Source organism: Janthinobacterium agaricidamnosum, from assembly GCF_003667705.1.
GTDB lineage: Bacteria > Pseudomonadota > Gammaproteobacteria > Burkholderiales > Burkholderiaceae_D > Janthinobacterium.
Genome location: NZ_CP033019.1, coordinates 367383 through 390781, shown reverse-complemented (window position 1 = coordinate 390781; position 23399 = coordinate 367383). Strand labels below are relative to the sequence as shown.

Genomic DNA, 23399 nt, shown 5'->3' with positions numbered 1-23399 from the left:
GCACAATGCACCCCATCACTTATGCATTCAAGGACAACCCCCATGCTGTATATCGGTCTGATGTCTGGCACCAGCCTCGATGGCGTCGATGGCGCGCTGGTCGACTTTTCCGACGATGGCGGCACGCGCAGCCTGGGCGACGCCTACATTGCCTTTCCCGCCAGCCTGCGCGCCGACCTGATGGCCTTGCAAAGTGCCGGCCAAAATGAAATCGAACGCGAAGCGCTGGCGGCCAATCAGCTCGTGCGCCATTACGGCGAATGCGTCGCCCTGCTGTTGAGCGACGCGGGCATCGGCCCGGACGCCATCGCCGCCATCGGCGCGCATGGCCAGACCATCCGCCACCGCCCCGAGCTGGGCTTTACGCGCCAGTTGAACAACCCGGCCCTGCTGGCGGAACTGACGGGCATCGACGTCATCGCCGACTTGCGCAGCCGCGACGTGGCGGCCGGCGGCCAGGGCGCGCCGCTGGTGCCCGCTTTTCACCAGGCCATTTTCAACTTGCCCGGCCACACGCGCGTGCTGGCCAATATCGGCGGCATCAGCAATATCAGCGTGCTGCACGCGGACGGCACAGTGACGGGCTACGACACGGGTCCCGGCAATGCGCTGATGGATGGCTGGGCCTTGCGGCACCTGGGCCAGCCGTATGATGCCAACGGCGCCTGGGCCGCCACTGGCCAAGTCATCCCCGCCCTGCTGGCGGATTTGCTCGACGATCCCTATTTTGACTTGCCGGCGCCGAAAAGCACGGGCCGCGACCTGTTCCACGCCGACTGGCTGCAAGGCAAGCTGGCGAATCACCGTGGCGCCCAAGCCGCCGACGTGCAGGCGACCTTGACGCAGCTGACGGCCGTCAGCCTGGCGCAGGCCATCGCGCGCGACGGAGCGCACGCGGAAACCGTGTATGTGTGCGGCGGCGGCGCGCAGAACGCCGCGCTGATGGCAGCGCTGGCCCGGGAATTGCCGGGCATGGCGGTGGAGTCGACGGAGGCCTTGGGCGTGGCGCCCAGCCAGGTCGAGGCACTGGCGTTTGCCTGGCTGGCCTGGCGCTTTACACAGCGCAAGCCGGGCAATTTGCCGGCCGTGACGGGTGCTCAGGGCTTGCGGGTGCTGGGCGCGCTCTACCCGCGCTAAGCGGGCGCAGAAACACAAATAGCGGATCGATGATCCGCTATTTTTATATTGCGCCTGTAAACCGGCGCGCCTAAAAAACGTTCAGGGCAAGGCGCATTGCCAAAGACAGTACGAAGAGTACGGCGAGACAATGCAACGCCGCCATGGACGTTTTCTCAGGTGTACCAGCTTATACCGAGAACGACGAACCGCAACCGCAGGTCGACGTCGCGGTCGGGTTTTTAATCACGAACTGCGCGCCTTCCAGGTCATCCTTGTAGTCGATTTCCGCACCGACCAGGTACTGGTAGCTCATGGAGTCGATCAACAGCTGAACGCCGTTCTTGACCATGGTGGTGTCATCTTCGTTGACGATTTCGTCGAAGGTGAAACCGTACTGGAAGCCGGAACAGCCGCCGCCCTGCACGAAGACGCGCAATTTCAGGTCGGGATTGCCTTCTTCCTCGATCAGCTGCGCGACTTTTTCGGCGGCGCTATCGGTAAAGATGATAGGCGAAGGGATCACATCTTGCATTTCAGCGACTGCATTCATTTCAGACTCCTCAGAAAACATAGCCTCATTATAGACTGTTGGCACAACTCGCGCTGCGGCGTCCGCAGAGGCGGCTAGCCGGTGTTGTTCCTGCTCACATTTCCGATACGGCCAGGTGCAGCACGGGGTCGGCGCTGTCGTGGCGGCTGAGCTTGCCCTGCACCAATGCGCCGCTGTGCATTTCCAGCACCTTGTAATAGACCTCTCCTACAATGCGGGCTTTGGGCTGGATTTCAAGCATTTCGGACACATACACAGGGCCATTGATCTCGCCGCTGACAACCAGGCTCGAGCAGCGCACCTCGCCATCGATGCGCCCTGCCTCGCCCAGCACTATATGCGTGGGCTCGCCCGCCTCGCCCGTGACGTTGCCGCGCACATGGCCATCGATGCGCAAGCCGCCGCAAAACAGCAAGTCGCCTTCGATCCGCGTGGAAGCGCCAATCAGGGTGTCGATGGGGTTTTTCGCGTTGCGCTCGAACATGAACGTCATCCTGTTGGTATACGTGGCAGTCCAATTTAGCACAGGTCCGGCAAAAAGGCGCCGGACCCGCGCAAGCACGGCTGCCTATTTTTACGGCAGCAAGGCGATATGTTGCAAACCTGCCGTTTCTTTCAAGCCAAACATCAAGTTCATGCACTGCACGGCCTGGCCCGAAGCGCCCTTGACCAGGTTATCCTGCACCACCAGCACGATGACGGTATTGCCGCCCTCGGGACGGTGCAAGGCCAGGCGCAGCATGTTCGAGCCGCGCGTGGAACGGGTTTCCGGGTGCGAGCCGAATGGCATCACGTCGACGAAAGGCTCGTCCTTGTATTGCGTTTCGAACAAGGCTTGCAATTCTTCATTGCTGACATCCTTGTTCAGCTGCGCGTACAGGGTCGAATGCATGCCGCGGATCATCGGCACCAGGTGCGGCGTGAAGGTCAGCGCCACTTTCTCATCCGTGAAACGCTGCAGCTGCGCCGTCGTTTCCGGCAGGTGGCGGTGGCCAGCCACGCCATAGGCCTTGAAGCTGTCGCTGCTTTCCGAGAACAGGATGCCGATTTCCGCCTTGCGGCCGGCGCCGGACACGCCCGACTTGCAGTCGGCGATCAAGCCGCCCGCATTGACGAGGCCCGCCTTGAGCAGCGGGTAAAAGCCCAGCTGCATGGTGGTCGGGTAGCAACCGGGGTTGGCGATCAGCCTGGCCTGCTTGATGTCTTCGCGGTTCAGTTCCGGCAAGCCATACACGGCCTCGGCTATCAGCTCGGGGGCCGTGTGGGGAATCTTGTACCACTGCTCGAACTTGGCCTGGTCTTTCAGGCGGAAGTCAGCGGCCAGGTCGATGACTTTCACGCCGGCGGCCAGCAGAGCTGGCGCTTGCGCCATCGCAACACCATGCGGGGTCGCGAAGAAGACCACGTCGCACTGCTCCAGGTTCGCCTTGTCCGGCGAGGAAAACGCCAGCTTGACGTGGCCACGCAGGGAAGGATACATGTCGGCAACGGGCAAGCCATCTTCCTTGCGCGAGGTAATCGCCGTCAACTCGACATCTGGATGGGTAGCGAGCAAGCGCAGCAACTCCACGCCCGTGTATCCAGTGCCGCCGACGATGCCAACTTTGATCATGTTCTTTCCTTGTGTATAGATTGCATAAAGATGAAGGGAAACGCTCCCCCTGCGGGTTTTCCGCGTATTTTACAGCGCAACGCAGAGTCACGCTGAAATGCAAAAAAGCCGCGGGACCGAAGTCCAGCGGCTTTTCGACCAGCACCCCGCAAGGTGCTGTAGCGTAGAAATTAACGCTTCGAGAATTGCTTTGCGCGACGTGCTTTGCGCAGACCAACTTTTTTACGCTCGACTTCACGTGCATCGCGGGTCACGAAGCCGGCTTTCGCCAGTTCCGGTTTCAGCGCTGCATCGTAGTCGATCAGAGCGCGGGTGATGCCGTGACGAACTGCACCAGCCTGGCCCGACTCACCGCCGCCATGGACGTTGACTTTGATGTCGAAACGCTCGACATTGCCGGTCAGTTCCAGTGGTTGACGGATGACCATCAGACCCGTTTCGCGCGAAAAGTATTCGTTTGCTGGTTTGCCGTTAACAACGATCAAGCCTGTGCCAACTTTGATAAAAACCCGAGCCACTGCACTTTTGCGACGGCCGGTTCCATAATTGTAATTACCGATCATGTCAGTTCCTTAGAGAACAAGTGCTTTAGGTTGCTGAGCAGCGTGCGGATGGGAACCTTCCGCGTACACTTTCAGCTTCTTGATCATTGCGTAGCCGAGTGGGCCTTTAGGCAGCATGCCTTTGACCGCTTTCTCAAGCGCGCGACCTGGAAAACGCTGTTGCATTTTCTGGAAGTTGGTTTCGTAGATGCCGCCTGGATAGCCAGAGTGACGGTAGTAAATTTTCTCAGTAGCTTTGGTACCGGTCACACGCAGTTTGCCTGCGTTGATGACGACGATGAAGTCGCCGGTATCGACGTGAGGAGTAAATTCTGGTTTGTGTTTGCCGCGCAGTCGGAGTGCCACTTCGCTGGCAACACGTCCGAGGACTTTGTCCGTCGCGTCAACCACGAACCAATCGCGCTGGACTTCATGTCCTTTAGCGGAAAATGTTTTCATGTTGACTTCCTAATAGATTACACGCTCAAATGGTGGTTCCGCCGATGTTGCTATGCGGACTCTGCCTTATTTACTTTTCCTGAGCGAACGGAAAGCCGACAAGTATAAGCGGCTTTACCCTGCCGCGTCAAGCCACGATGCAGACCGGCTGCGGGCTGGCGGCCGGCACATGGATGGGCATTCCTCTATTACAATACAAAACGCTTACAATTTTCGGAGAGTACGATGGAATGCAAAGTCAGCTGGAATGGCCCGTCGGGCATGAGTTTTCGGGCAGAAACCGGTTCCGGCCACCTGGTGACCATGGATGGCGCGCCCGATGGCGGCGGCCACAACCTGGCGCCGCGCCCCATGGAAATGGTCTTGCTGGGCACGGGCGGCTGCACCGCCTATGACGTGGTGCTGATCCTGAAACGGGGCCGCGAAGCCGTCAACGGCTGCGAAGTGACCCTGAAAGCCGAGCGCGCCGACACCGACCCGAAAGTCTTTACCAAGATCCACTTCCACTTTACGGTACGGGGCAAGGCCCTGAAACCGACGGCCGTGGAACGGGCCGTTTCATTGTCGCATGATAAATATTGCTCGGCGTCCATCATGCTGGCGAAAACCGCGGAGATCACGCATTCCTTTGAAATCATCGAGGAGTAGGTCGGATTAGCGCGTGAGCGCGTAATCCGACGACACCGCCGGCGCCAACAATGTTGTCGGATTACGGCCTGCGGCCTAATCCGACCTACGCCGACCTACGCAGAAATATCAGATGTAATACGCGGTTTTTGTCATCACTTTGCCCATCAACCCCATCAACGCCTTCACGAGCGCCGGGGTGTCGATGGCGCCCAGTCGCTGGGCGGCGGCGCCGTGTTCCACCTCGTCGATGGCCATCTGCTTGACGATGGCGCGCGACTTGGCGTCTTGCGGCGGCAATTCCTGCAGGTGGCTGGCCAGGTGCGCTTCCACCTGGCGTTCCGTTTCCACCACAAAACCCAGGCTGCGGCCGTCGCCCATGCGTGCGGCGATGGTGCCCAGCGCAAACGAACCCGCATACCACAGGGGATTGAGCAGGCTCAGACGCGAGCCCAGCTCCGTCAGGCGCTGCGCCGTCCAGGCCAGGTGGTCTTCCTCTTCGCGTCCCGCCTCGTCGAACTGGGCGCGGATGGCCGGGCTGTGCGCATAGCGCGCCTGCGAGTTGTACAAGGCTTGCGCGCACACTTCGCCCACATGGTTGACGCGCATCAAGCCGGCGCTGTGGCGCTGCTCGGCCGGGCTCAGCTCCGCATCGGGCGCATGCGCGGCCGGCGTGGGGCGCGAGGCCGAAGCCACGCCCGCGATGACGCGCAAGGCCTTGTCGGCGCCAACAATCAAACGATCCAGGGGGTCAAAATGGCGGTTCGCGGTCATCGTGGGCTATTCATGTAAGGGAAAACATGAATTATAGGACGATCAGGGCCAGCCGTCCCCACGCCGCGCGCGGGCCGAACGGGGCTTTATTGACCTGTGCGCGCTTTTTCCTGCTCGATCCAGTCCACCACGGGGCCGACGGCATCGAGCCCGGACAGGCTTTTCGCCACGCCCAGGTTCAGTGAAATCAGAAAAGAAATGCTGTCGACGGGAATGTCCGGGCAGTATTCGGCAAACGCGGCGCGAAAACGCTCCGATTGCAGCACGCGCAAGACTTTCTCGCCGCTCATGAATTGCAGCACGCTGGCGATGCTGTGCCCGCCACCTAGCGAGTGGTAAATAAAACGGTTGTACTTCGCGTCGATCTGCTTGAAATCGAGGGTTTCTTCCGTCATCAGTCCGGCCAGATAGTACAGTCCCAGGCTGACGCGGAAGAAACCGATGGCTTCGGCACTGGTCATGCCGGCGCGGGCCACGGCCAATACCTTGTCCTGCATCGCCTGATCGATCGTTTGCATTACGCTCTCCCGCGCCGTCCGCCGGCGCCACCGGGCCAGCTTGCATGAAGATGCTGTTTTTTTCAATAGACCAAACGATATTTCCACCTTGCAAGTTACATTTTTTGCATGCTACTCTCGTTGTTCACCGTTGAATGGATGAAGCACATGATAGAGGTCAAGCACCTGGCAAAACGTTTCCGCATGCCGCCCCACAAGGGCAAGGACGTGCACGTGAGCGATCCGCGCGAACATGAGGGCTGGTTCCACGCCGTGCGCGACGTCAGTTTCAGCTGCGCCCCCGGCGAAGTGCTGGGCTTGCTGGGTCCGAATGGCGCCGGCAAGACGACCACCCTGCGCCTGCTGTCGACGGCCTTGCAGGCGGACGCGGGCAGCGCCCTCGTCAATGGCGTCGACGTGCTGCGCCAGCCGCTGGTGGCGCGCCAGAGCATCGGTTTCCTGTCCGGTTCGACGGGCTTGTACGGCCGCCTGACGGCGCGCGAAAACGTGGAATACTTTGGCCGCCTGCATGGCATGCCTGCCGACAAGCTGAAACGCCGCTGCGACGAACTGTTTTCCTTGCTGCAGATGGAAGAATACGGCGGCAAGCGGGCCGATCAATTGTCGACGGGCATGAAACAGAAGTGCGCGATCGCCCGCACCGTCGTGCACGAGCCGCAAGTGGTCATCCTCGACGAGCCGACCACGGGCCTGGACGTGATGTCGGCCAAGATCCTGCTCGACTTCATCGCCAGCTACAAGGCGCTGCGCGTGCCGCTGATCTTTTCCACGCACCACCTGCACGAGGTGGAAAAGCTGTGCGACCGCGTCTGCATCATCAACCGCGGCACCACCGCCTTCCATGGCACGGTCGACGAACTGCGCCACCTGGGCGGCAGTACCGATCTGTACGACGCCTTTGTCAGCGTCATCAACCAGGGAGCCTGAGCCATGTGGACCATTTATCTGAAAGAGTTGCTGGAACTCACGCGCGACCGCAAGACGCTGATTTTCACCATCCTCATCCCCATCTTTGCCATGCCGCTGATCTTTGGCGGCTTCGCTTATGTTTCAAGTAATATGTTCAAGAACGCCAAGACGGCGGAACTGCGCTACGCGCTGTTCGGCAAGGACCATTCGCCGGGCCTGAGCGCGCGGTTTGCGCAGCAGCACAACCTGCGCGAAGTACCGCTGGCCAGCGAGGCGGACATCCGCCGCGCCATCGGCGACGATACCATCAAGTTTGCCGTCGTCATCCCGCCGCATTTTGAACAAGCGCTGAAGCAGCAGGCGCAAGCCAAGGTGACCCTGCACTACAACAGCGCCAGCTCGGTGGACGTGACGCACCAGCGCGTGCGCGAAATCGTCGACGCCTACAACGCCAGCCTGCGCGAAGGAGCCTTGTCCGCCCTGAACCTGAGCCCTGCCCAGCTGGCCTATGCGCTCAATCCCATCGTGCTCGACAAGCAATCGACGGCCAACGAGCGCGAACAGATGGGCGCCATCATCGGCGGCATGGTGCCGTATCTGCTGCTGATGGTGTGCCTGACGGCAGCCATGTATCCGGCCATCGACCTGGGCGCCGGCGAAAAGGAACGGGGCACGCTGGAAACCCTGCTGCTGGCGCCCGTGCCGCGCAGCGCCATCGTGCTGGCCAAGTTCCTCGTGCTGTTTACGGTGGGCATGACCTCCGCCGTGCTGATGGTGGGCAGCATGGGCGTCCTGCTGGCCATCTTCGGCAGCTCGCTGGAAGGCCACATGGCCATCCTCGTGCACAGCATCGGCTTGCCCGACCTGGCCATGGTGACCCTGATGCTGGTGCCGACGGCCGCCATCTTCGCCTCGCTGCTGCTGTCGATCTCGATCTACGCGAAGAGCTACAAGGAGGCGGCCGGCATGATCACGCCGCTGATGCTGTTTGTCATCCTGCCCACGGTGACGGCCATGCTGCCCGGCGTCGAGCTGAACTGGATGTGGGCCATGGTGCCGCTGACGAACGTGTCGCTGGCCATGAAGGAACTGGTGAAAGGCACCATGGATTACCGCATGTTCGGCGTGATCCTGGCCTCGACGACGGTGATCGCCGGCGCGCTGCTGATGCTGTGCCGCTGGTGGTTTAACCGGGAATCGGTTTTGTTCCGTAACTGACACTCTCGTGGCGCGTCCGACAAGACCAGGACCGGCCCGCCATCCGCCCTCGCCAACTGCACTCTGGGCACGCGAAAATGCCGTGTATCGCATGCAACTGCCCAGTGCGTCCTAAATTCAATACAATGCCAGCATAGAGTAGCCCTGTCGCATCGGGCAGCAACGCATGAGTTAGGAGTTGTATGGAATTGCAGATCCGCAAATTGTCGAAGACCTACGCGAATGGCGTGGTGGCGCTGGACAACGTTTCGCTGACGATACCGCCCGGGATGTTTGGCTTGCTGGGCCCGAATGGCGCCGGCAAGTCGACCCTGATGCGCACCCTGGCCACCTTGCAGGAATGCGATTCCGGCTCCATCTTCTTCGGCGACTACGACGTACTCGACGACAAGGACGAAATCCGCCGCATGCTGGGCTACCTGCCGCAAGACTTCGGCCTGTACCCGAAAGTGACGGCCTACGAGCTGCTCGACCACTTCGCCATGTTAAAAGGCTTGTCGCAACGGGCGCGCCGGCGCGAAGTCGTCGACGGGCTGTTACAGCAAACCAATCTGTTCGACGTGCGCCACCAGCGCCTGGGCGGCTTTTCCGGCGGCATGCGCCAGCGCTTCGGCATCGCGCAAGCCCTGCTGGGCGACCCGAAACTGATCATCGTCGACGAGCCGACGGCCGGCCTCGACCCGCAGGAGAGAGTCCGCTTCCACAATCTGCTGTCCGACATCGGCGAAGACAAGACGGTGATCCTGTCGACGCATATCGTGTCCGACGTGGCCGACCTGTGCGCCAACATGGCCATCATCAACAAGGGGCATTTGCTGCTGTGCGGCAAGACCCAGGAACTGATCGATGAAGTCAGCTGCAAGATCTGGGCGCGCTTCGTCGAAAAGAAAGAACTGGCCAGCTTCCAGCAGCGCCACGCCGTCATTTCCACGCGCTTGCTGTCGGGCCGTACCCTGATCCACGTCTACAGCGACGACGACCCGGGCGACGGCTTCGAGGAAGCCATCGGCGACCTGGAAGACCTGTATTTCGCCACCATTGCCGGGCGCCACCGCGTCGCCCCGCAATGCGACTGAGGGGGCGGCCATGTTTGCCATCGCCCGCTTTGAAGCGCGACAGCGGCTCAAGCTGCTGTCGACCTGGGTGTATTTCGCCATGTTCCTGGCGCTGGCCATGCTGTGGATGGCCGCCGCCGGCGGCGTCTTCAAGGAAGCGAGCATCAGTTTCGGCGGCAAGTTCCTGATCAACGCCCCCCGTTCGCTGGCGTTCACGTGCAGCCTGCTGGGCTGCTTCGGCGCCGTGGTGGTGGCCGCCATGATGGGCCGCTCGGTGCAGCAGGATTTCGAGTACGGCATGCAGCATTTCTTTTTCAGCGCACCGATCAAAAAATACCAGTACGTCTTCGGCCGCTTCCTCGGCGCCTACCTGGTGCTGGCGGTGGTGTTTTCCAGCATCGTGATCGGCGCCTGGCTGGGCGCCTGGCTGCCCGGCATCGACCCGGAACGGCTGGGGCCGCAACGGGCGCTGGCCTACCTGATGCCCTACGTCTTTACCCTGCTGCCCAACCTGTTCATCTTCGGCGCCATCTTCTTCGTCATCGCGGCCCTGACGCGGCGCATGCTGCCCGTGTACATCAGCTCGGTGGTCATGCTGATCGGCTACCTGGTAGCGCCGTCGCTGGCGCGCGACCTCGACTACAAGACCCTGGCCGCCCTGATCGATCCTTTCGGCACCACGGCGCTGATACGCCTGACGGAATACTGGCCGAACGCGGAACGCAACACGCGCCTGGTGACGCTGGAAGGCGTATACCTGCTGAACCGCGCCATCTGGTCCGGCTTCGCCCTCGTGGCGTTGCTGCTCGGCTACTGGCGCTTCCAGTTCCACGCGACGACGGACGCGGGCGCCACCCGGCGCCGCAGCGAGGGCGAGGCGCCGCAGCGCCTGTCGAACGCTTCGCTGTCCACGCAGGAAACGCCGGACTTCGCGCAGCGCAACCTGGCCGCCCTGCTCGTCAAGATGAGCTGGCTGAACCTGCGCGAAACCATCAAGAACATCTATTTCGTCGTCATCGTGCTGGCCGGCGTGCTGACCATGTATGCGGGCGCGCTGGACATGGGTTCCATGTACGGCACGAATACCTATCCCGTGACGGAAAAGGTGCTGGACATGGTCAGCGCCTCGTTCGCCCTGTTCATGCTGATCATTACCACCTTCTACGCGGGCGAGCTGGTGTGGCGCGAACGGGAAGCGGGCACGTATCTGATGCTCGACGCCCTGCCCGTGCCGAACTGGCTGCCCCTGCTGTCGAAACTGTGTGCGCTGGTCGGCCTGCAAGCTTTGCTGAGCCTGGTCATCATGCTGTGCGGCATGTCGATCCAGGTCTTCAAGGGCTATTACCGCCTCGATCCCGGCCTGTACCTGGAATCGCTGTTCCTGTCGCACCTGCCCTACTATGCGCTGGTCGCCGTGCTGGCCATCTTCGTGCAAGTGCTGATCAATCAGAAATACCTGGCGTATTTCGCCATGATTCTGTACCACATCGCCAGCATCAGCTTTTCCTCGCTGGGCCTGGGCGACCCGCTGCTGCTGTACGGCAGCACGCCGGAGGTCGTGTATTCGGCCATGAACGGCGCCGGCCACTTTGTGTTGCGCGAGCGCTGGTACTTGCTGTACTGGAGCGGCGCGGCCGTCATGCTGACGGTGCTGTCGCTGCTGTTCTGGCCCCGCGGCGCGCAGGACAGCTGGCGTATCCGCCTGCGCCTGGCGCGCCACGGCCTCACGCATGGCGTGCTGGCCAGCTTTGCCGGCGGCGCCCTGATCTTCGTCGGCGCCGGTGGCGTGCTGTTTTACGTTTTCCACGTGGCCAACGATTACCAGTCCGAATTTTCCCGCGATGCGGACCGCGCCAGCATCGAGCGCCAGTACCGCAAGTTTGCCGCCACGCCGCAGCCGAGAATCACCGACGTGAAACTCGACGTGGCCATCTACCCGGCGCAGCGCACCCTGGCCGTCACGGGCCGCTATGTGCTGCAAAACAAGACCAGCTTGCCGATCAGCCACATTTTTGTGCAGCAAGACCCGACGGCCACCATGCGCCTGCGGTTCGATACGCGCGTGCATCCCGGCCTCGATGACGGCAAGCTGGGCTTTTACAGCTACCGCCTGGCCGCGCCGCTGGCGCCGGGCGCCACCCTGGGCCTCGATTTCGACATCCGCTATGCGCCGCGCGGCATCTTCGGCCTGGGCCAGGACACGCCCGTGGTGGCCAACGGCACTTTCTTCACGAATGCCGTGCTGCCGCACATCGGTTACCAGCCGCAGCTGGAATTGACGGACCCGCGCGACCGCAAGAAACACGGCTTGCCCGCGCGCGAACGGGCCTTGCCACGCGACGATGCGAAGGGATTGGCCGACAATTACGTCAGCAACGACGCCGACCGCATCAACTTTGACGCCACCGTCAGCACCGTCGACGGCCAGACGGCCATCGCGCCGGGCATGCTGGACAACGACTGGATCGCCAAGGGCCGCCATTACTTCCATTACACGATGGACCAGCCGATCCTGAATTTCTATGCGTTCCAGTCGGCCCGCTACGCCGTCAAGCACGAGCGCTGGCAAGACGTGGCCATCGACGTGTATTACCATCCTGGCCATGAATACAACCTCGAGCGTTTCGTGCGCGGCAGCAAGGAAGCGCTCGAGTACTACACGAAGAACTTCGGCCCCTACCAGCACAAGATCCTGCGCATCGTCGAATTCCCCCGCTACGCCACGTTTGCGCAATCGTTCCCGAACACGATACCGTACTCGGAAGGCCTGGGTTTTATCGCCAAGGTGGACGACAAGAACCCGAAGGACATCGACTATCCGTTCTACATCACGGCGCATGAAGTGGCGCACCAGTGGTGGGCGCATCAACTGGTGGGCGGCAATACGCGGGGCGCCACCGTGCTCAGCGAAACCCTGGCCGAATATTCGGCCCTGATGGTGATGAAGAAGACCGTGGGACCGGCCAAGATGCGCCGCTTCCTGCGCTATGACCTGAATCAATACCTGATGGGGCGCAGCGAGGAACGCAAGAAGGAATTGCCGCTGGCCGAGAATGAAAACCAGGCCTACATCCACTATCACAAGGGCAGCCTGGCTATGTACTTGCTGCAAGACATCATCGGCGAAGACAAGGTCAACGGCGTGCTGCGCGAGCTGCTCAAGACCTACGGCCAGAAAGGCCCGCCGTATGCGAGCGTGACGGCGCTGGTCCAGGGCTTGCGCCAGGTCACGCCGCCCGAGCAGGCTTACCTGATCGACGACCTGTTCGAGAAAATCGTGCTGTTCGACAACCGCGCCCTGTCGGCCACGGCCAAGAAACGCAGCGATGGCAAGTACGCCGTCACCATGAAGGTGCAGGCAAGCAAATTGACGGCCGGCGAACAGGGCGAGGAACACGACGCGCCGCTGCATGACTGGATCGAGATCGGCGTCGACGACGCGAATGGCCATCCGCTGCTGCGCGAACGCCTGCGCATGACGGCCCGTGAAGCGAGCTACACCGTCATCGTCGGCAGCCGCCCCGGCAAGGCGGGCATCGATCCTGACAACAAGCTGATCGACCGCAAGCCCGATGACAATATGGTCACCGTCGAGCTCGACGAGCCATGACGAAAAATGGCCGCCCGTTGATGGGCGGCCATTTTTTTGCGTGTCACACGGGAATCAGGCTGCGGCGCAGCGCGTCACCAGGCTCAGGCTGATGCCCATTTCCGTCAGGTGCTGCATGTCGGCCAGGCTCAAGTCGAGCGGCGCGTCGACCGTGTCGTCGCCATTCAGCTCCAGTTGCAGCTCGGCCACGATGCGCGGCATGGTGAACGTCACGCCGCGCGAACGGCATTCGGCCAGGTAGCTGCGTATGCGCGAGGGCAACACTTGCGATTTGGGCGCTTGCGCGATCAGCACGTCGAAGCCGGAATCGAGATGCACGCGATTCGCGCCCTTCGCCTCGCCCTTGCGCCATTGCCGCTCCGGATCGGTAGGCAAGACTTCGAGGATGGATTTGAGCGTGGGGTCGTCCCCATGCACGCACAGCTTCGCCATATTCATATTGCAAGACTTTCTAGTCAGGACGCCGCCAGGAAGGCGGCGCGATCATCAGACCGACAAGTCTACGCATGGAAGGCAAATATGTCCATACGGCAATATTTAGCATCCAACTCTAATAAGCTCTCATTTGTGCTGCATCAAACAGGCGGAACCAGCTTATTCCGCCTGCCACACACAATTACAGTGCCACGCCGCGGGCCTGCAAGGCGGCCCGCACGCCGGCGCCGTAGGCTGGGTCGGCCTGGTCGAAGTGAGCGAGCTGACGCTGCAAGGTTTCCGGCCGCACCTGACTCAGGGGGCCGGCCAGGTTGTCGAACAGGTTTTGCCTGGCCTGGGCCGACATCAAGCGAAACAGATTGCCGGCTTGCGTGTAATCGTCTTCCACGCCGCGCCCATCGTAGCGGGCCGCGCCGCCAGCCAGCGCCAGCGCCGGCTCGCCATGGCCCAGCCCTTGCGGCTGCGTGCCCGCCGCCGCCACGTTCGCGTAATTCTGCGCAGAACTGCCATTGTGGATCGCCATGCCGCCGTCGCGCTGCTGGTTATGGAAGGGGCAGCGCGCCGCATTCACGGGCAAATGCTGGTGGTTCGTGCCGACGCGGTACAGCTGGGCGTCGTGGTAGGCGAACAAGCGGCCTTGCAGCATCTTGTCCGGCGAGTATCCCATGCCGGGCACGGCGTTGGCCGGCGAAAAGGCGGCCTGCTCGACTTCCGCATGGTAATTGTCCGGATTGCGGTTCAGCTCGAAAATACCGACGGGCAACAGCGGGAAATCCGCGTGCGGCCACACCTTCGTCAGGTCGAACGGGTTCCAGCCCGTGCGCTGCTCCCAGGCATCGAGTTGCTCCTGCGTCGCCACCTGCAGCTTGACTTCCCACTGGGGGAAATCGCCGCGTTCGATGGCGCCGAACAGGTCGCGCTGGGCGTAGTCGGGATCGGCACCGGCCAGGCGGCCCGCCTCCGCCGCAGGCAAATTCTTGATGCCCTGGCGCGTCTTGAAGTGCCATTTCACGTACACACGCTGGCCGTCCGCATTGATCAGGCTATACGTATGGCTGCCGAAGCCATCCATGTGGCGGTAGCCGTCCGGCGTGCCCCGGTCCGAGAACAGCATGGTGACCTGGTGCAGGCTTTCCGGCGCATGGCTCCAGAAGTCGAACATCATCTCGGCCGATTTCAGGTTGCTTTGCGGATCGCGCTTTTGCGTGTGGACGAAATCGGGGAACTTGATCGGGTCCTTGATGAAGAACATCGGCGTGTTGTTGCCGACCAGGTCCCAGTTGCCCTCTTCCGTATAGAAACGCACGGCGAAGCCGCGCGGGTCGCGTTCCGTGTCTGCACTGCCGCGTTCGCCGCCGACGGTGGAAAAGCGGGCGAAGGTGGCCGTCTGCTTGCCCACTTCACTGAACAGCCTGGCCTTGGTGTAACGGGAAATATCGTGCGTGACGGTAAAGGTGCCGTAGGCGCCCGAGCCTTTGGCGTGCACCACGCGCTCGGGGATGCGCTCGCGGTTGAAATGCTGGAGTTTTTCGATCAGGTGGAAGTCTTGCAGCAGCAAGGGGCCGCGGGGGCCGGCGCTGATGGAGTTCTGGTTGTCGGCGACGGGGATGCCCGAGGCGGTACTGAATGGCGGCTGTTGACTCATGACTGCTTTTCCTTCGTTGTTGACTGATGAAACCTAGTGTAACGAGGTCAACAACAAAGGAAAAGCTAATTGATTTTATCGAACCGATAGCTATTTACAATGCACAGCCGTGAGCGTCGCACACGCCGCCGAGTTCCGCCTGCAACTTCGCAGGCTGGCCCAGGAAGCCGCCGATATCGATCACGGACAGCTTGCCGCTGCCATCGTCGAGCACGAACGTGGGAAAGCCCTGCCCGCCCACCCGCGCCAGCAGGGCCCGGCTGGCGTCGATGTGCTGTTGCGTGGCAGCGCCCGCCTGCCGGGCATATTCCGCCCCGAATGCGGCCCCGTCCATGCCCAGCTCTTGCGCCAAGGACACCAGCACGGGCACGTCGGCGATGCGCAAGCCGTCCACGTAATGGGCGCGCTGCACGCGCTGCAGCATGTCCAGGCCCTTGCCGGCCAGCGATTCAGCCGCCAGGATGGCCGTGATCGGCGGCTCGGAATCCATCATGGCCGTCGTGTCGTTCAGCAAGCCGTTGATATAGGCGTCGCCGAAGGGCTGGCCCGACATTTGCTCGATGCGCCGGTCGTGCGGCAGCACATAGCCGCGCCAGGCGGGCGTGATCTGGCGGCGATTGCTGCCCGTCATCATGCCGCCGCCGTGGAAAGCCACCGTCAGGCCGGGCACGGCGCGCGCCGCCTCGACCAGCGGCGCCGCGCCGTAGCACCAGCCGCACAGGGGGTCGAAAATGTAGTGCAATGTGGGCATGCCGGCCTTGCCGCTTACCATTGCATTTCACCCTTTGCCACCTTGGCGCTCGTTTCTAAAGCGCCATCGAGGCCGAGTTGCGGGTAGTGCTGTTTCATGGCGGCGATCAGGGCGGCCGAATTGGCGGCCTTCGCCGTTTCCGCTTCGAACGTCACCAGGTAGTCGCGCGTAAAACCGATGCTGTCGGGCGTCAGGGGCGAACCGACCTTGAAGTGGCCAGGCACGACGGTGACGGGCTGCAGCGCCGCGATGCCGTCGAGCGTCTTGAGCCAGTCCTGGCGCGATTGCAGGCTTTGCGTATCGGCCGTCCACACGTGCAAGTTACCAAACAGCACCACGCCGCCGACGACGGCCTTGATCGATGGAATCCACACATAGGTGCGCGCTGGCGTCGGGCCGGCGATATCGAGCGACTGGCCTTCCAGGCTGATGCGCTTGCCTTTCAAGGCTTCGGGAATGACGATGCCGTGCGGCGCATTGTCTTTCAGGATAGGCCCCCAGTAGGCGACCTTGGCGTCAGCCTTGCGGCGGATCTCGGCCACCGTTTCCGGCGTGGCAACGATCTTTGCCTGTGGGAAGGCTGCCTTGATCACGTCGAGGCCAAAGTAAAAATCGGGGTCGCTATGGCTGATATAGACCGTCGTCAGTTTCTTGCCGCTGGCGCGGATCTTCTCCACCAGCTTTTGCGCTTCGGCGCGCGAAAACTGCGCGTCGATCAGCACGGCGTCATGCTTGCCCGCCACCAGCACGGAAGCGACGGGGAAAATCGCCGCTTCGCCCGGGTTGAAGACTTCCAGGCTCAAGGGAGCGCTGGCGGCGGCAGAAGCGGCGCCGGCGGCAAACAGGGTGGAAACAAGAACGCTGCTGATGGATTTGGAGAACATGATCTGCCTTCACAAAATGATTGGGATGACGGCATCTTACGTTGCTTGATTCGGTAGAAAAACCCGTTAAAACGCAATAGTTTGTTGCTTATTTCGATGCAATATACCGATGTCGGGCATGCGACGGTGTATTTTTCCGGCGTAGACGTACGCGAAAGCCACACCGCTGCGGCGGTGTGGCGCCGTCACAAAACATGTCACAGCGTCATGAGGGTGTCACATTGGATTGCTATCTTGCTAGCTCTTTCAAACCTAGCCGGATGAACCACATGACACGCAGAAAAATTTCCGTCGCTGGCTGCAGCGTCGCCATCACCCTGATGCTGGCCGCCTGCGGCAGCGATGCAAAAAAAGAAGAGGTAGTGGCTGAAGCGCCGCCGAAAAACGTCATCTTCTTCCTCGGCGATGGCATGGGCCTGACCACCATGACGGCCGCGCGCATCTATTCGGTGGGCGAAGACGGTTCGCTGACCATGGACACCCTGCCGGAAACGGCCTTCGTCAAGACGTTCTCGAACGACGCGCAAGTGACCGACAGCGCGCCATCGATGGCCGCCTACATGACCGGCGTCAAGATGAACAATGAAGTCATCTCGATGTCGGCCAACACGGTCGCCATCGATCCGGGCACGGATGCGAACGGCAACAAGCTGGTCAACAAATGCGGCACCGGCAACGGCACGCCCGCCACCACCTTGCTGGAACTGGCCAAGGCCAAGGGCTTTGCCGCCGGCGTCGTCAGCACGGCGCGCGTGACGCACGCCACGCCGGCCGCGACCTACGCGCACATCTGCCACCGCGACCTGGAAAACGATATCGCCGCGGCCCTGGTGCCAGGCGGCACGGGCTACAACAGCGCCCTGGGCACCACCGGCCTGGAAGTGGTCCTCGGTGGGGGCGCGCAATTCTTTACGCCATTCAAGAGCGGCGGCAAGCGTTCCGACGACCGCGACCTGGTGGCCGAACTGAAAGCGAAGAGCTATACGGTCGCCAATAACGCCACCGACTTCAAGGCCGTCGATCCGGCCAAGACCGACCGTTTGTTCGGCGTGTTCACTTCCAGCCACATGAGCTACGACCTGGACCGCGATGCGGCCAAGGAGCCTAGCTTGGCGGAAATGACCACCAAGGCCATGGACGTGCTGGCCAAGAACAAGAAGGGTTACTTCCTGATGGTCGAAGGCGGCCGCATCGACCATGCGCTGCACGAAACGACGGCCAAGAAAGCGCTGCAAGACACGGTCGCGTTCGACAACGCCATCAAGGCCGCCATCGAAAAAGCCAAGCTCACCGATCCGACCCTGGCCAATACCCTGATCGTCGTCACGGCCGACCATGACCATACCCTGGTGCTGAACGGCTACGCCAAGCGCACGGGCAAGACGGCTGCCGGCAACCCTGGCGTGCTGGGCGTGGTGAAGAACTACGTCACCGGCGCGGTCGAGAAAGACCTGGACGGCGCACCGTATTCGATCATCGGCTTCGGCAATGGCGAAAACCGCACACAATCTAGCCGCGCCGCCATGGCCAGCCTCGATGAAACCGTCACCAGCGCCAATTCCTACCACCAGGAAGCGGTGATCCGCACGGCGGCAGGCAACGAGACCCACGGCGGCACCGACGTCTTCCTGGGCGCCATCGGCAAGGGTTCGGAAACCTTCCTGGGCACCATCGACAACACCAAAGTATTCGGCCTGGTCAAGACCGCCGGCGGTCTGTAATCCCCAAGAGACAAGAATTGGACAAGCACATGAAACTCGCATTGAAACCCGCCCTGAAACTCTCCTTGCTGACCACGCTCGTGGCCGCCAGCGTCGCCAGCGCCTACGCCGCCGACGCGAAGAACGTCATCTTCTTCCTCGGCGACGGCATGGGCCCGTCCGTCGTGACGGCGTCGCGCATCTACAAATACGGCGAAGACGGCAGCCTGACGATGGATACGCTGGAACGTACGGCGCGCATCAAGACGTTCTCGAACGATGCGCAAACGACGGACAGCGCGCCATCGATGGCCGCCTACATGACCGGCGTCAAGATGAACAATGAAGTCATCTCGATGGCGCAAGACACGATCGCCAAGGAACCCGGCCGCGACGCCAACGGCAACCTGGGCGTGGACAATTGCCCGGCCGGCGGCAAGAGCGTGCCGACCATCCTGGAACTGGCGAAAGCCAAGGGCAAGGCCGTGGGCGCCATCACCACCACGGAACTGACGCACGCCACGCCGGCGACGACGTTCTCGCACATCTGCAACCGCAATGCGCAATACGCGATCGCCGCGCAAGCGACACCCGGCGGCGCCGGCTACAACGCAGCCCTCGGCGATGGCGTCGACGTGCTGATGGGTGGCGGTCGCAACCATTTCACGCCTTGGTCGGCCAGCAACAAATATGGCCGCGCCGATGGCCGCAACCTGCTGACGGAATTTGCCGCCAAGGGCTACACCGTGGCCGCCAACAAGACGGAAATGGCGGCAGCGCCGAGCGGCAAGAAATTCATCGGCCTGTACAGCACCCGCAGCCACCTCGAATATGAACTGGACCGCACGGCCACGCCGCCGCTGGGCGAAGGCGCGACCCAGCCTAGCCTGTCGGAAATGACGCTCAAAGCCATCGACTTGCTGTCGAAAAACACGAACGGCTACTTCCTGATGGTCGAAGGCGGCCGCATCGACCACGCCTTGCACGGCATCAATGCCAAGCGCGCGCTGACGGACACCATCGCCTTCGACGACGCCATCAAGGCGGCCATCGCCAAGATCAAGGAAACCGACCCGACCCTGGCCAATACCCTGATCGTCGTCACGGCCGACCATGACCACACGCTGGCCTTCAACGGCTACGGCAAGCGCGGCAACAATATCCTCGACATCAACCGCGGCTACAAGGATAACCAGCCAAGCAAGGATGCCGATGGCAACACCTACACCACTTTGGTATTCGGCAATGGCCCGAACCGCCCTGACCTGCGCAGCAACGTCGACAGCGCCACGGCGCTGAAAGACAACTACCTGCAAGAAACAGGCGTGCGTCTGGCCAGCGAAACCCATGGCGGCGGCGACGTCAAGCTGCTGGCCACGGGCGCCGGCGCGAAGACCTTCAAGGGCACCCTGGACAACACCAAGGTGTTTGACTTGCTGAAGGCGGCCTTCGGCTTCTGATCCACATCAACACGGCAACCCCACCGGGGCGGATGGCGTATGCCCTCCGCCCCTCTGCACGTAAAGGCACCACCATGAAATCGTCCCTGATCGCCATCCTCCTCGCCGCCGGCTTTGCCGCCAGCGCCCAAGCCGCCCCCACCGCTGCTGCTCCTGCCGACCTGGACCTGGGCATCACCTATTACAGCCGCGTCCTGACGCCGGAAGGCGTGACGCGCGAAAGCCGCTACGAAGAAAAGATGCTGCGCCGCCCCGGCCACGTGTGGGTCGAGCGCGTGCTGGCGCCGTCGACGGACGCGCATGCGGGCCACAAGCATGGCAACAACACCAAAGTGGCACTGAAAGCTACGCAGCATGAACACAAGCACTTCAATCCCGTGCTCATCCCGCGCCACGTGATGCTGGAAAAGAACACCGTGCGCGTCGAATACATCGATGCGCACGACAAGATCGTCGTCTCGATTCCCAAGGCCGAATACGAAAACGTCAATTTCGACGGCTCCTGGGAAAACAGTTTTTATCTGCTGGACCCGAAACTGGTGGCCGCCATGCCCCTGTCGAAACAGGCATCGAACGTGACGGGGGCGCGCTGGCGCGAAGTGGAAAAGAACGGCGTGTTCCAGCGCATCCTGTGGGATGAACAAAAGCAGATTCCCCTGATCATCGAAAGCGGCGACCGCGCGAATACCTTCTATCGCCGGGTCGACGTCAAGCTGCAGCCAACCGTCAGCAAGGCGCAGCCGTGGGCGAATCTGCAGAATTACGCGCAGCGCGAGTACTCCGACTACCTGGACTAAGCCAGCCTCGGGACATAAAAAAAGCCAGGGAAATCCCTGGCTTTTGTCTGGCTGGCGTCCGATTACTCGGCCGTTGCCGCCTTCTTCGCCGGCGCCTTCTTGGCGGCCGGCTTTTTCACGGCCGTGGCCTTCTTGGCCGGTGCCTTTTTGACGGCTGCCGCTTTCCTGACGGCCGTTTTCTTCGCTGGCGCCGCGCCTTCTTCGCCTTCGACCTCGGCAGCGGCAGCCTTTGTCTTCGCACCCGGCTTGGCCTTGCGCTCTTCAAACTCGAAGCTCACCTTGCCATCCTTGCCGCGCACGAGGAAAGCCTTGAACGGACGGCGCGTGCGCTGCGATACGAAGCCCGGCAGCAAGTCCGTCTTGCCATCGTTGAGCAGTTTTGCCATTTGTTCCGGCAAGATTTCCTGCTGCAAGATGATGCGACCGCTGCGGAAATCGCACGTCTTCGGCTTGGCCACGCTGTGTTCGCACACATAGGCCAGGCCCATTTCGTACACGCCGGCATTGCACTTGGGGCACGGTCCCACGGGCGTCTGGCCCGTGAAATCGACGCCTTCGCCATCTTCGCTCTCGTCGTTCTGGCCGAAATCGAATTCCAGCTTGAAATTCTTGATCTCTTCATCACGCACGATGCGCAGGATGGCGGCGAACGGACGGCCCATCTTCGAGCGGAAGCCTTGCAGCGGGCCGATGGTGCGGTCCTTCAGCAATTGCTCCACTTCGGCGATTTCGAACTGGCGCGAACCCGGCGTCTTGCTCATCGAGAATTCGCACTTGGTGCAGGCGAAACGACGGTAGTTTTCCTTCACCACGCCGCCGCAATTCGGGCACGGCGTTTCCAGGGTCGCGTAGTCGCCGGGAATCGTGTCGTTGTCGTATTCCTTGGCGCGCTTGACGATGATTTGCGTCATCTGCGCGATTTCGCGCATGAATTCTTCGCGCGAAATCTTGCCTTTTTCCATCTGCGACAGCTTGTATTCCCACTCGCCCGTCAGCTCAGGCGCCGTCAATTCATTGACGCCCAGGCCTTTGAGCAAAGTCATCAGCTGCGATGCCTTGGCCGTCGGGATCAGTTCGCGGCCTTCGCGGATCAGGTAGCGTTCCGTCAGCAAGCCCTCGATGGTGGCCGCGCGCGTGGCCGGGGTTCCAAGCCCCTTGCCGGCCATCGCGTCGCGCAGCTCGTCGTCGTCGATCAGCTTGCCGGCGCCTTCCATGGCCGACAGCAAGGTCGCTTCCGTGAAACGCGCTGGCGGTTTCGTCACCAGCCCGTTGGCGGTGACGCTTTCCGTCTGCACTTTCTCGCCCTTGGCGACGGGCACCAGGTTGCCGTTGCCATTGCTTTCCTTGTCGGCGTCCGTCGACGCTTCCTTGCCGTAGATGGCCAGCCAGCCCGGATTGGTCATGACCTTGCCTTCAGTCTTGAACTGATGGCCGGACACTTCCGTATAGCGCGTGGTGACCTGGAATTCCGCAGGCGGGAAGAACACGGCCATAAAGCGGCGCGTGACCAGGTCGTACAACTTCTGTTCCGGCTCGGACAAATTCTTTGGCGCAATCGTCGTCGGGATGATCGCGAAGTGATCCGAGATTTTCGTGTTGTCGAAAATGCGCTTGTTCGGCTTGACCCAGCCCTTGTCGATGATCTGCTTGGCGAACTGGTGGTAGTTGCTGTTTTCCTTGACCGTTTCCAGCGCCTGCAGCACGGTCGGCATGTAGTCTTCCGGCAGGTGGCGCGAATCGGTACGCGGATACGTCAAGACCTTGTGCTTTTCATACAGCGCCTGTGCCAGGCCCAGCGTGTTCTTGGCGGAGAAGCCGAAACGCGAGTTCGCTTCGCGCTGCAGACTGGTCAGGTCGAACAGGCCCGGCGCCATCGAGGTGGTCGGTTTCGATTCTTCCGTGACGATGCCTTGGCGGCCGCGGCAGGCGGTGGCGATCGAGTCGGCAGCCGTCTTGCTCCACAGGCGCTCGGCGCGCTTCTCGGGGTCGTTCTCGTCCTTCTTGAACTTCGTGTCGAGCCAGCGGCCTTCATAGATGCCGGCCGCGCAGACGAATTCGGCGCGCACTTCCCAGAAGTCGCGCGGCACGAATTTCTTGATTTTGTCTTCGCGTTCAACGACGATGGACAGGGTCGGCGTTTGCACGCGGCCCACGGTGGTCAGGTAAAAACCGCCTTCTTTCGAATTAAACGCCGTCATGGCGCGCGTGCCATTGATGCCGATCAACCAATCGGCTTCCGAACGGCAGCGGGCCGCGTCGGCCAGCGGCAGCATTTCTTCGTCGCTGCGCAGGTGCGCAAAACCGTCGCGGATGGCGCCCGGCGTCATCGACTGCAGCCACAGGCGCTTGATCGGTTGCTTGGCCTTGGCGTTTTGCGCGATCAGGCGGAAAATCAGCTCGCCTTCGCGCCCCGCATCGCATGCGTTGATGAGGGTGGAAACGTCTTTACGTTTGATCAGCTTGTTTAATACTTTGAGGCGCGCTTCCGTCTTCGGGATGGGATTGAGCGCGAAATACGGTGGAATCATCGGCAAGTGCGCGAAACTCCATTTGCCGCGCTTCACGTCGAATTCTTCCGGTACGGCGATCTCCAGCAAGTGGCCGACCGCCGACGACAGGACGTATTCATCCGATTCAAAGTACTCATCGTGCTTGGTGAAGCCGCCAAGCGTCTTCGCGATATCGTTCGCGACAGAAGGCTTCTCGGCGATGATGAGGGTTTTTGTCATATTTT

Annotated in this window: 21 protein-coding genes; 9 read left to right on the top strand and 12 right to left on the bottom strand. The window is 61.6% G+C overall.

Annotated features, from left to right (window positions below; genetic code table 11):
* Positions 1 to 42 precede the first annotated feature (42 nt).
* Positions 43 to 1137, top strand: a complete 1095-nt coding sequence (locus D9M09_RS01830; protein ID WP_070222712.1) for an anhydro-N-acetylmuramic acid kinase — start codon at positions 43 to 45, stop codon at positions 1135 to 1137.
* Between the two features lie 169 nt (positions 1138 to 1306).
* Here D9M09_RS01830 and erpA read toward each other — a convergent pair whose 3' ends face one another.
* The 5 genes from erpA to rplM all read right to left on the bottom strand — a co-directional run bounded on the left by erpA (position 1307) and on the right by rplM (position 4282).
* Positions 1307 to 1669: an iron-sulfur cluster insertion protein ErpA gene (gene erpA / locus D9M09_RS01825; RefSeq protein ID WP_029496047.1), complete on the bottom strand. Its 363-nt coding sequence runs from the start codon at positions 1667 to 1669 to the stop codon at positions 1307 to 1309.
* A gap of 94 nt (positions 1670 to 1763) precedes the next feature.
* On the bottom strand, positions 1764 to 2153 hold the full coding sequence (locus D9M09_RS01820; RefSeq protein ID WP_070290243.1) for a bactofilin family protein: 390 nt from the start codon (positions 2151 to 2153) through the stop codon (positions 1764 to 1766).
* Positions 2154 to 2243: 90 nt separating this feature from the next.
* On the bottom strand, positions 2244 to 3281 hold the full coding sequence (argC, locus tag D9M09_RS01815) for an N-acetyl-gamma-glutamyl-phosphate reductase (protein ID WP_070222714.1): 1038 nt from the start codon (positions 3279 to 3281) through the stop codon (positions 2244 to 2246).
* A gap of 170 nt (positions 3282 to 3451) precedes the next feature.
* On the bottom strand, positions 3452 to 3844 hold the full coding sequence (gene rpsI, locus D9M09_RS01810; RefSeq protein ID WP_010393285.1) for a 30S ribosomal protein S9: 393 nt from the start codon (positions 3842 to 3844) through the stop codon (positions 3452 to 3454).
* A 9-nt stretch (positions 3845 to 3853) separates the two neighbouring features.
* Positions 3854 to 4282, bottom strand: coding sequence for a 50S ribosomal protein L13 (gene rplM, locus D9M09_RS01805; RefSeq protein WP_010393282.1), 429 nt, complete (start codon positions 4280 to 4282; stop codon positions 3854 to 3856).
* 225 nt (positions 4283 to 4507) lie between these two features.
* On the opposite strand from rplM, the gene D9M09_RS01800 reads away from it, so the two are divergent.
* Positions 4508 to 4930, top strand: a complete 423-nt coding sequence (locus D9M09_RS01800) for an OsmC family protein (protein WP_070289996.1) — start codon at positions 4508 to 4510, stop codon at positions 4928 to 4930.
* 108 nt (positions 4931 to 5038) lie between these two features.
* On the opposite strand, the gene coq7 is transcribed toward D9M09_RS01800, so the two are convergent.
* Both coq7 and D9M09_RS01790 read right to left on the bottom strand, forming a co-directional pair.
* Positions 5039 to 5683, bottom strand: coding sequence for a 2-polyprenyl-3-methyl-6-methoxy-1,4-benzoquinone monooxygenase (gene coq7, locus D9M09_RS01795; RefSeq protein WP_121668443.1), 645 nt, complete (start codon positions 5681 to 5683; stop codon positions 5039 to 5041).
* Between the two features lie 86 nt (positions 5684 to 5769).
* On the bottom strand, positions 5770 to 6201 hold the full coding sequence (locus D9M09_RS01790; RefSeq protein ID WP_121668442.1) for a hypothetical protein: 432 nt from the start codon (positions 6199 to 6201) through the stop codon (positions 5770 to 5772).
* 147 nt (positions 6202 to 6348) lie between these two features.
* Here D9M09_RS01790 and D9M09_RS01785 point away from each other — a divergent pair, with 147 nt between their 5' ends.
* The 4 genes from D9M09_RS01785 (at position 6349) to D9M09_RS01770 (ending at position 12993) form a co-directional block, all read left to right on the top strand.
* Positions 6349 to 7128, top strand: coding sequence for an ABC transporter ATP-binding protein (locus tag D9M09_RS01785; protein WP_121670933.1), 780 nt, complete (start codon positions 6349 to 6351; stop codon positions 7126 to 7128).
* A 3-nt stretch (positions 7129 to 7131) separates the two neighbouring features.
* Entirely contained in the window at positions 7132 to 8328 is a 1197-nt protein-coding gene (locus D9M09_RS01780) for an ABC transporter permease (protein ID WP_070222724.1), read from the top strand.
* Positions 8329 to 8510: 182 nt separating this feature from the next.
* Entirely contained in the window at positions 8511 to 9404 is an 894-nt protein-coding gene (locus D9M09_RS01775; RefSeq protein WP_070222726.1) for an ABC transporter ATP-binding protein, read from the top strand.
* Between the two features lie 10 nt (positions 9405 to 9414).
* Positions 9415 to 12993, top strand: coding sequence for an ABC transporter permease/M1 family aminopeptidase (locus D9M09_RS01770; RefSeq protein ID WP_121670932.1), 3579 nt, complete (start codon positions 9415 to 9417; stop codon positions 12991 to 12993).
* 54 nt (positions 12994 to 13047) lie between these two features.
* Here D9M09_RS01770 and D9M09_RS01765 read toward each other — a convergent pair whose 3' ends face one another.
* The 4 genes from D9M09_RS01765 to D9M09_RS01750 all read right to left on the bottom strand — a co-directional run bounded on the left by D9M09_RS01765 (position 13048) and on the right by D9M09_RS01750 (position 16708).
* Positions 13048 to 13431 (bottom strand): hypothetical protein, encoded by a 384-nt coding sequence (locus D9M09_RS01765; RefSeq protein WP_070222728.1) that lies wholly within the window; start codon positions 13429 to 13431, stop codon positions 13048 to 13050.
* Between the two features lie 178 nt (positions 13432 to 13609).
* Positions 13610 to 15073, bottom strand: coding sequence for a catalase (locus D9M09_RS01760; RefSeq protein ID WP_121668441.1), 1464 nt, complete (start codon positions 15071 to 15073; stop codon positions 13610 to 13612).
* Positions 15074 to 15167: 94 nt separating this feature from the next.
* The gene (locus D9M09_RS01755; protein ID WP_121670931.1) at positions 15168 to 15824 is read right to left on the bottom strand and encodes a DsbA family protein; all 657 of its coding nucleotides are present in this window, start codon (positions 15822 to 15824) and stop codon (positions 15168 to 15170) included.
* 14 nt (positions 15825 to 15838) lie between these two features.
* Positions 15839 to 16708 carry an MBL fold metallo-hydrolase gene (locus D9M09_RS01750; protein ID WP_162995543.1) on the bottom strand — a complete coding sequence of 290 codons (870 nt, stop codon included), beginning with the start codon at positions 16706 to 16708 and terminating at the stop codon, positions 15839 to 15841.
* Between the two features lie 269 nt (positions 16709 to 16977).
* Here D9M09_RS01750 and D9M09_RS01745 point away from each other — a divergent pair, with 269 nt between their 5' ends.
* The 3 genes from D9M09_RS01745 to D9M09_RS01735 all read left to right on the top strand — a co-directional run bounded on the left by D9M09_RS01745 (position 16978) and on the right by D9M09_RS01735 (position 20665).
* Entirely contained in the window at positions 16978 to 18429 is a 1452-nt protein-coding gene (locus D9M09_RS01745) for an alkaline phosphatase (RefSeq protein WP_162995542.1), read from the top strand.
* Between the two features lie 29 nt (positions 18430 to 18458).
* Entirely contained in the window at positions 18459 to 19868 is a 1410-nt protein-coding gene (locus D9M09_RS01740) for an alkaline phosphatase (protein WP_121670928.1), read from the top strand.
* A 74-nt stretch (positions 19869 to 19942) separates the two neighbouring features.
* Positions 19943 to 20665 carry a hypothetical protein gene (locus tag D9M09_RS01735; RefSeq protein ID WP_121668440.1) on the top strand — a complete coding sequence of 241 codons (723 nt, stop codon included), beginning with the start codon at positions 19943 to 19945 and terminating at the stop codon, positions 20663 to 20665.
* Between the two features lie 62 nt (positions 20666 to 20727).
* On the opposite strand, the gene D9M09_RS01730 is transcribed toward D9M09_RS01735, so the two are convergent.
* On the bottom strand, positions 20728 to 23394 hold the full coding sequence (locus tag D9M09_RS01730; protein ID WP_121668439.1) for a DNA topoisomerase III: 2667 nt from the start codon (positions 23392 to 23394) through the stop codon (positions 20728 to 20730).
* Positions 23395 to 23399: the final 5 nt, after the last annotated feature.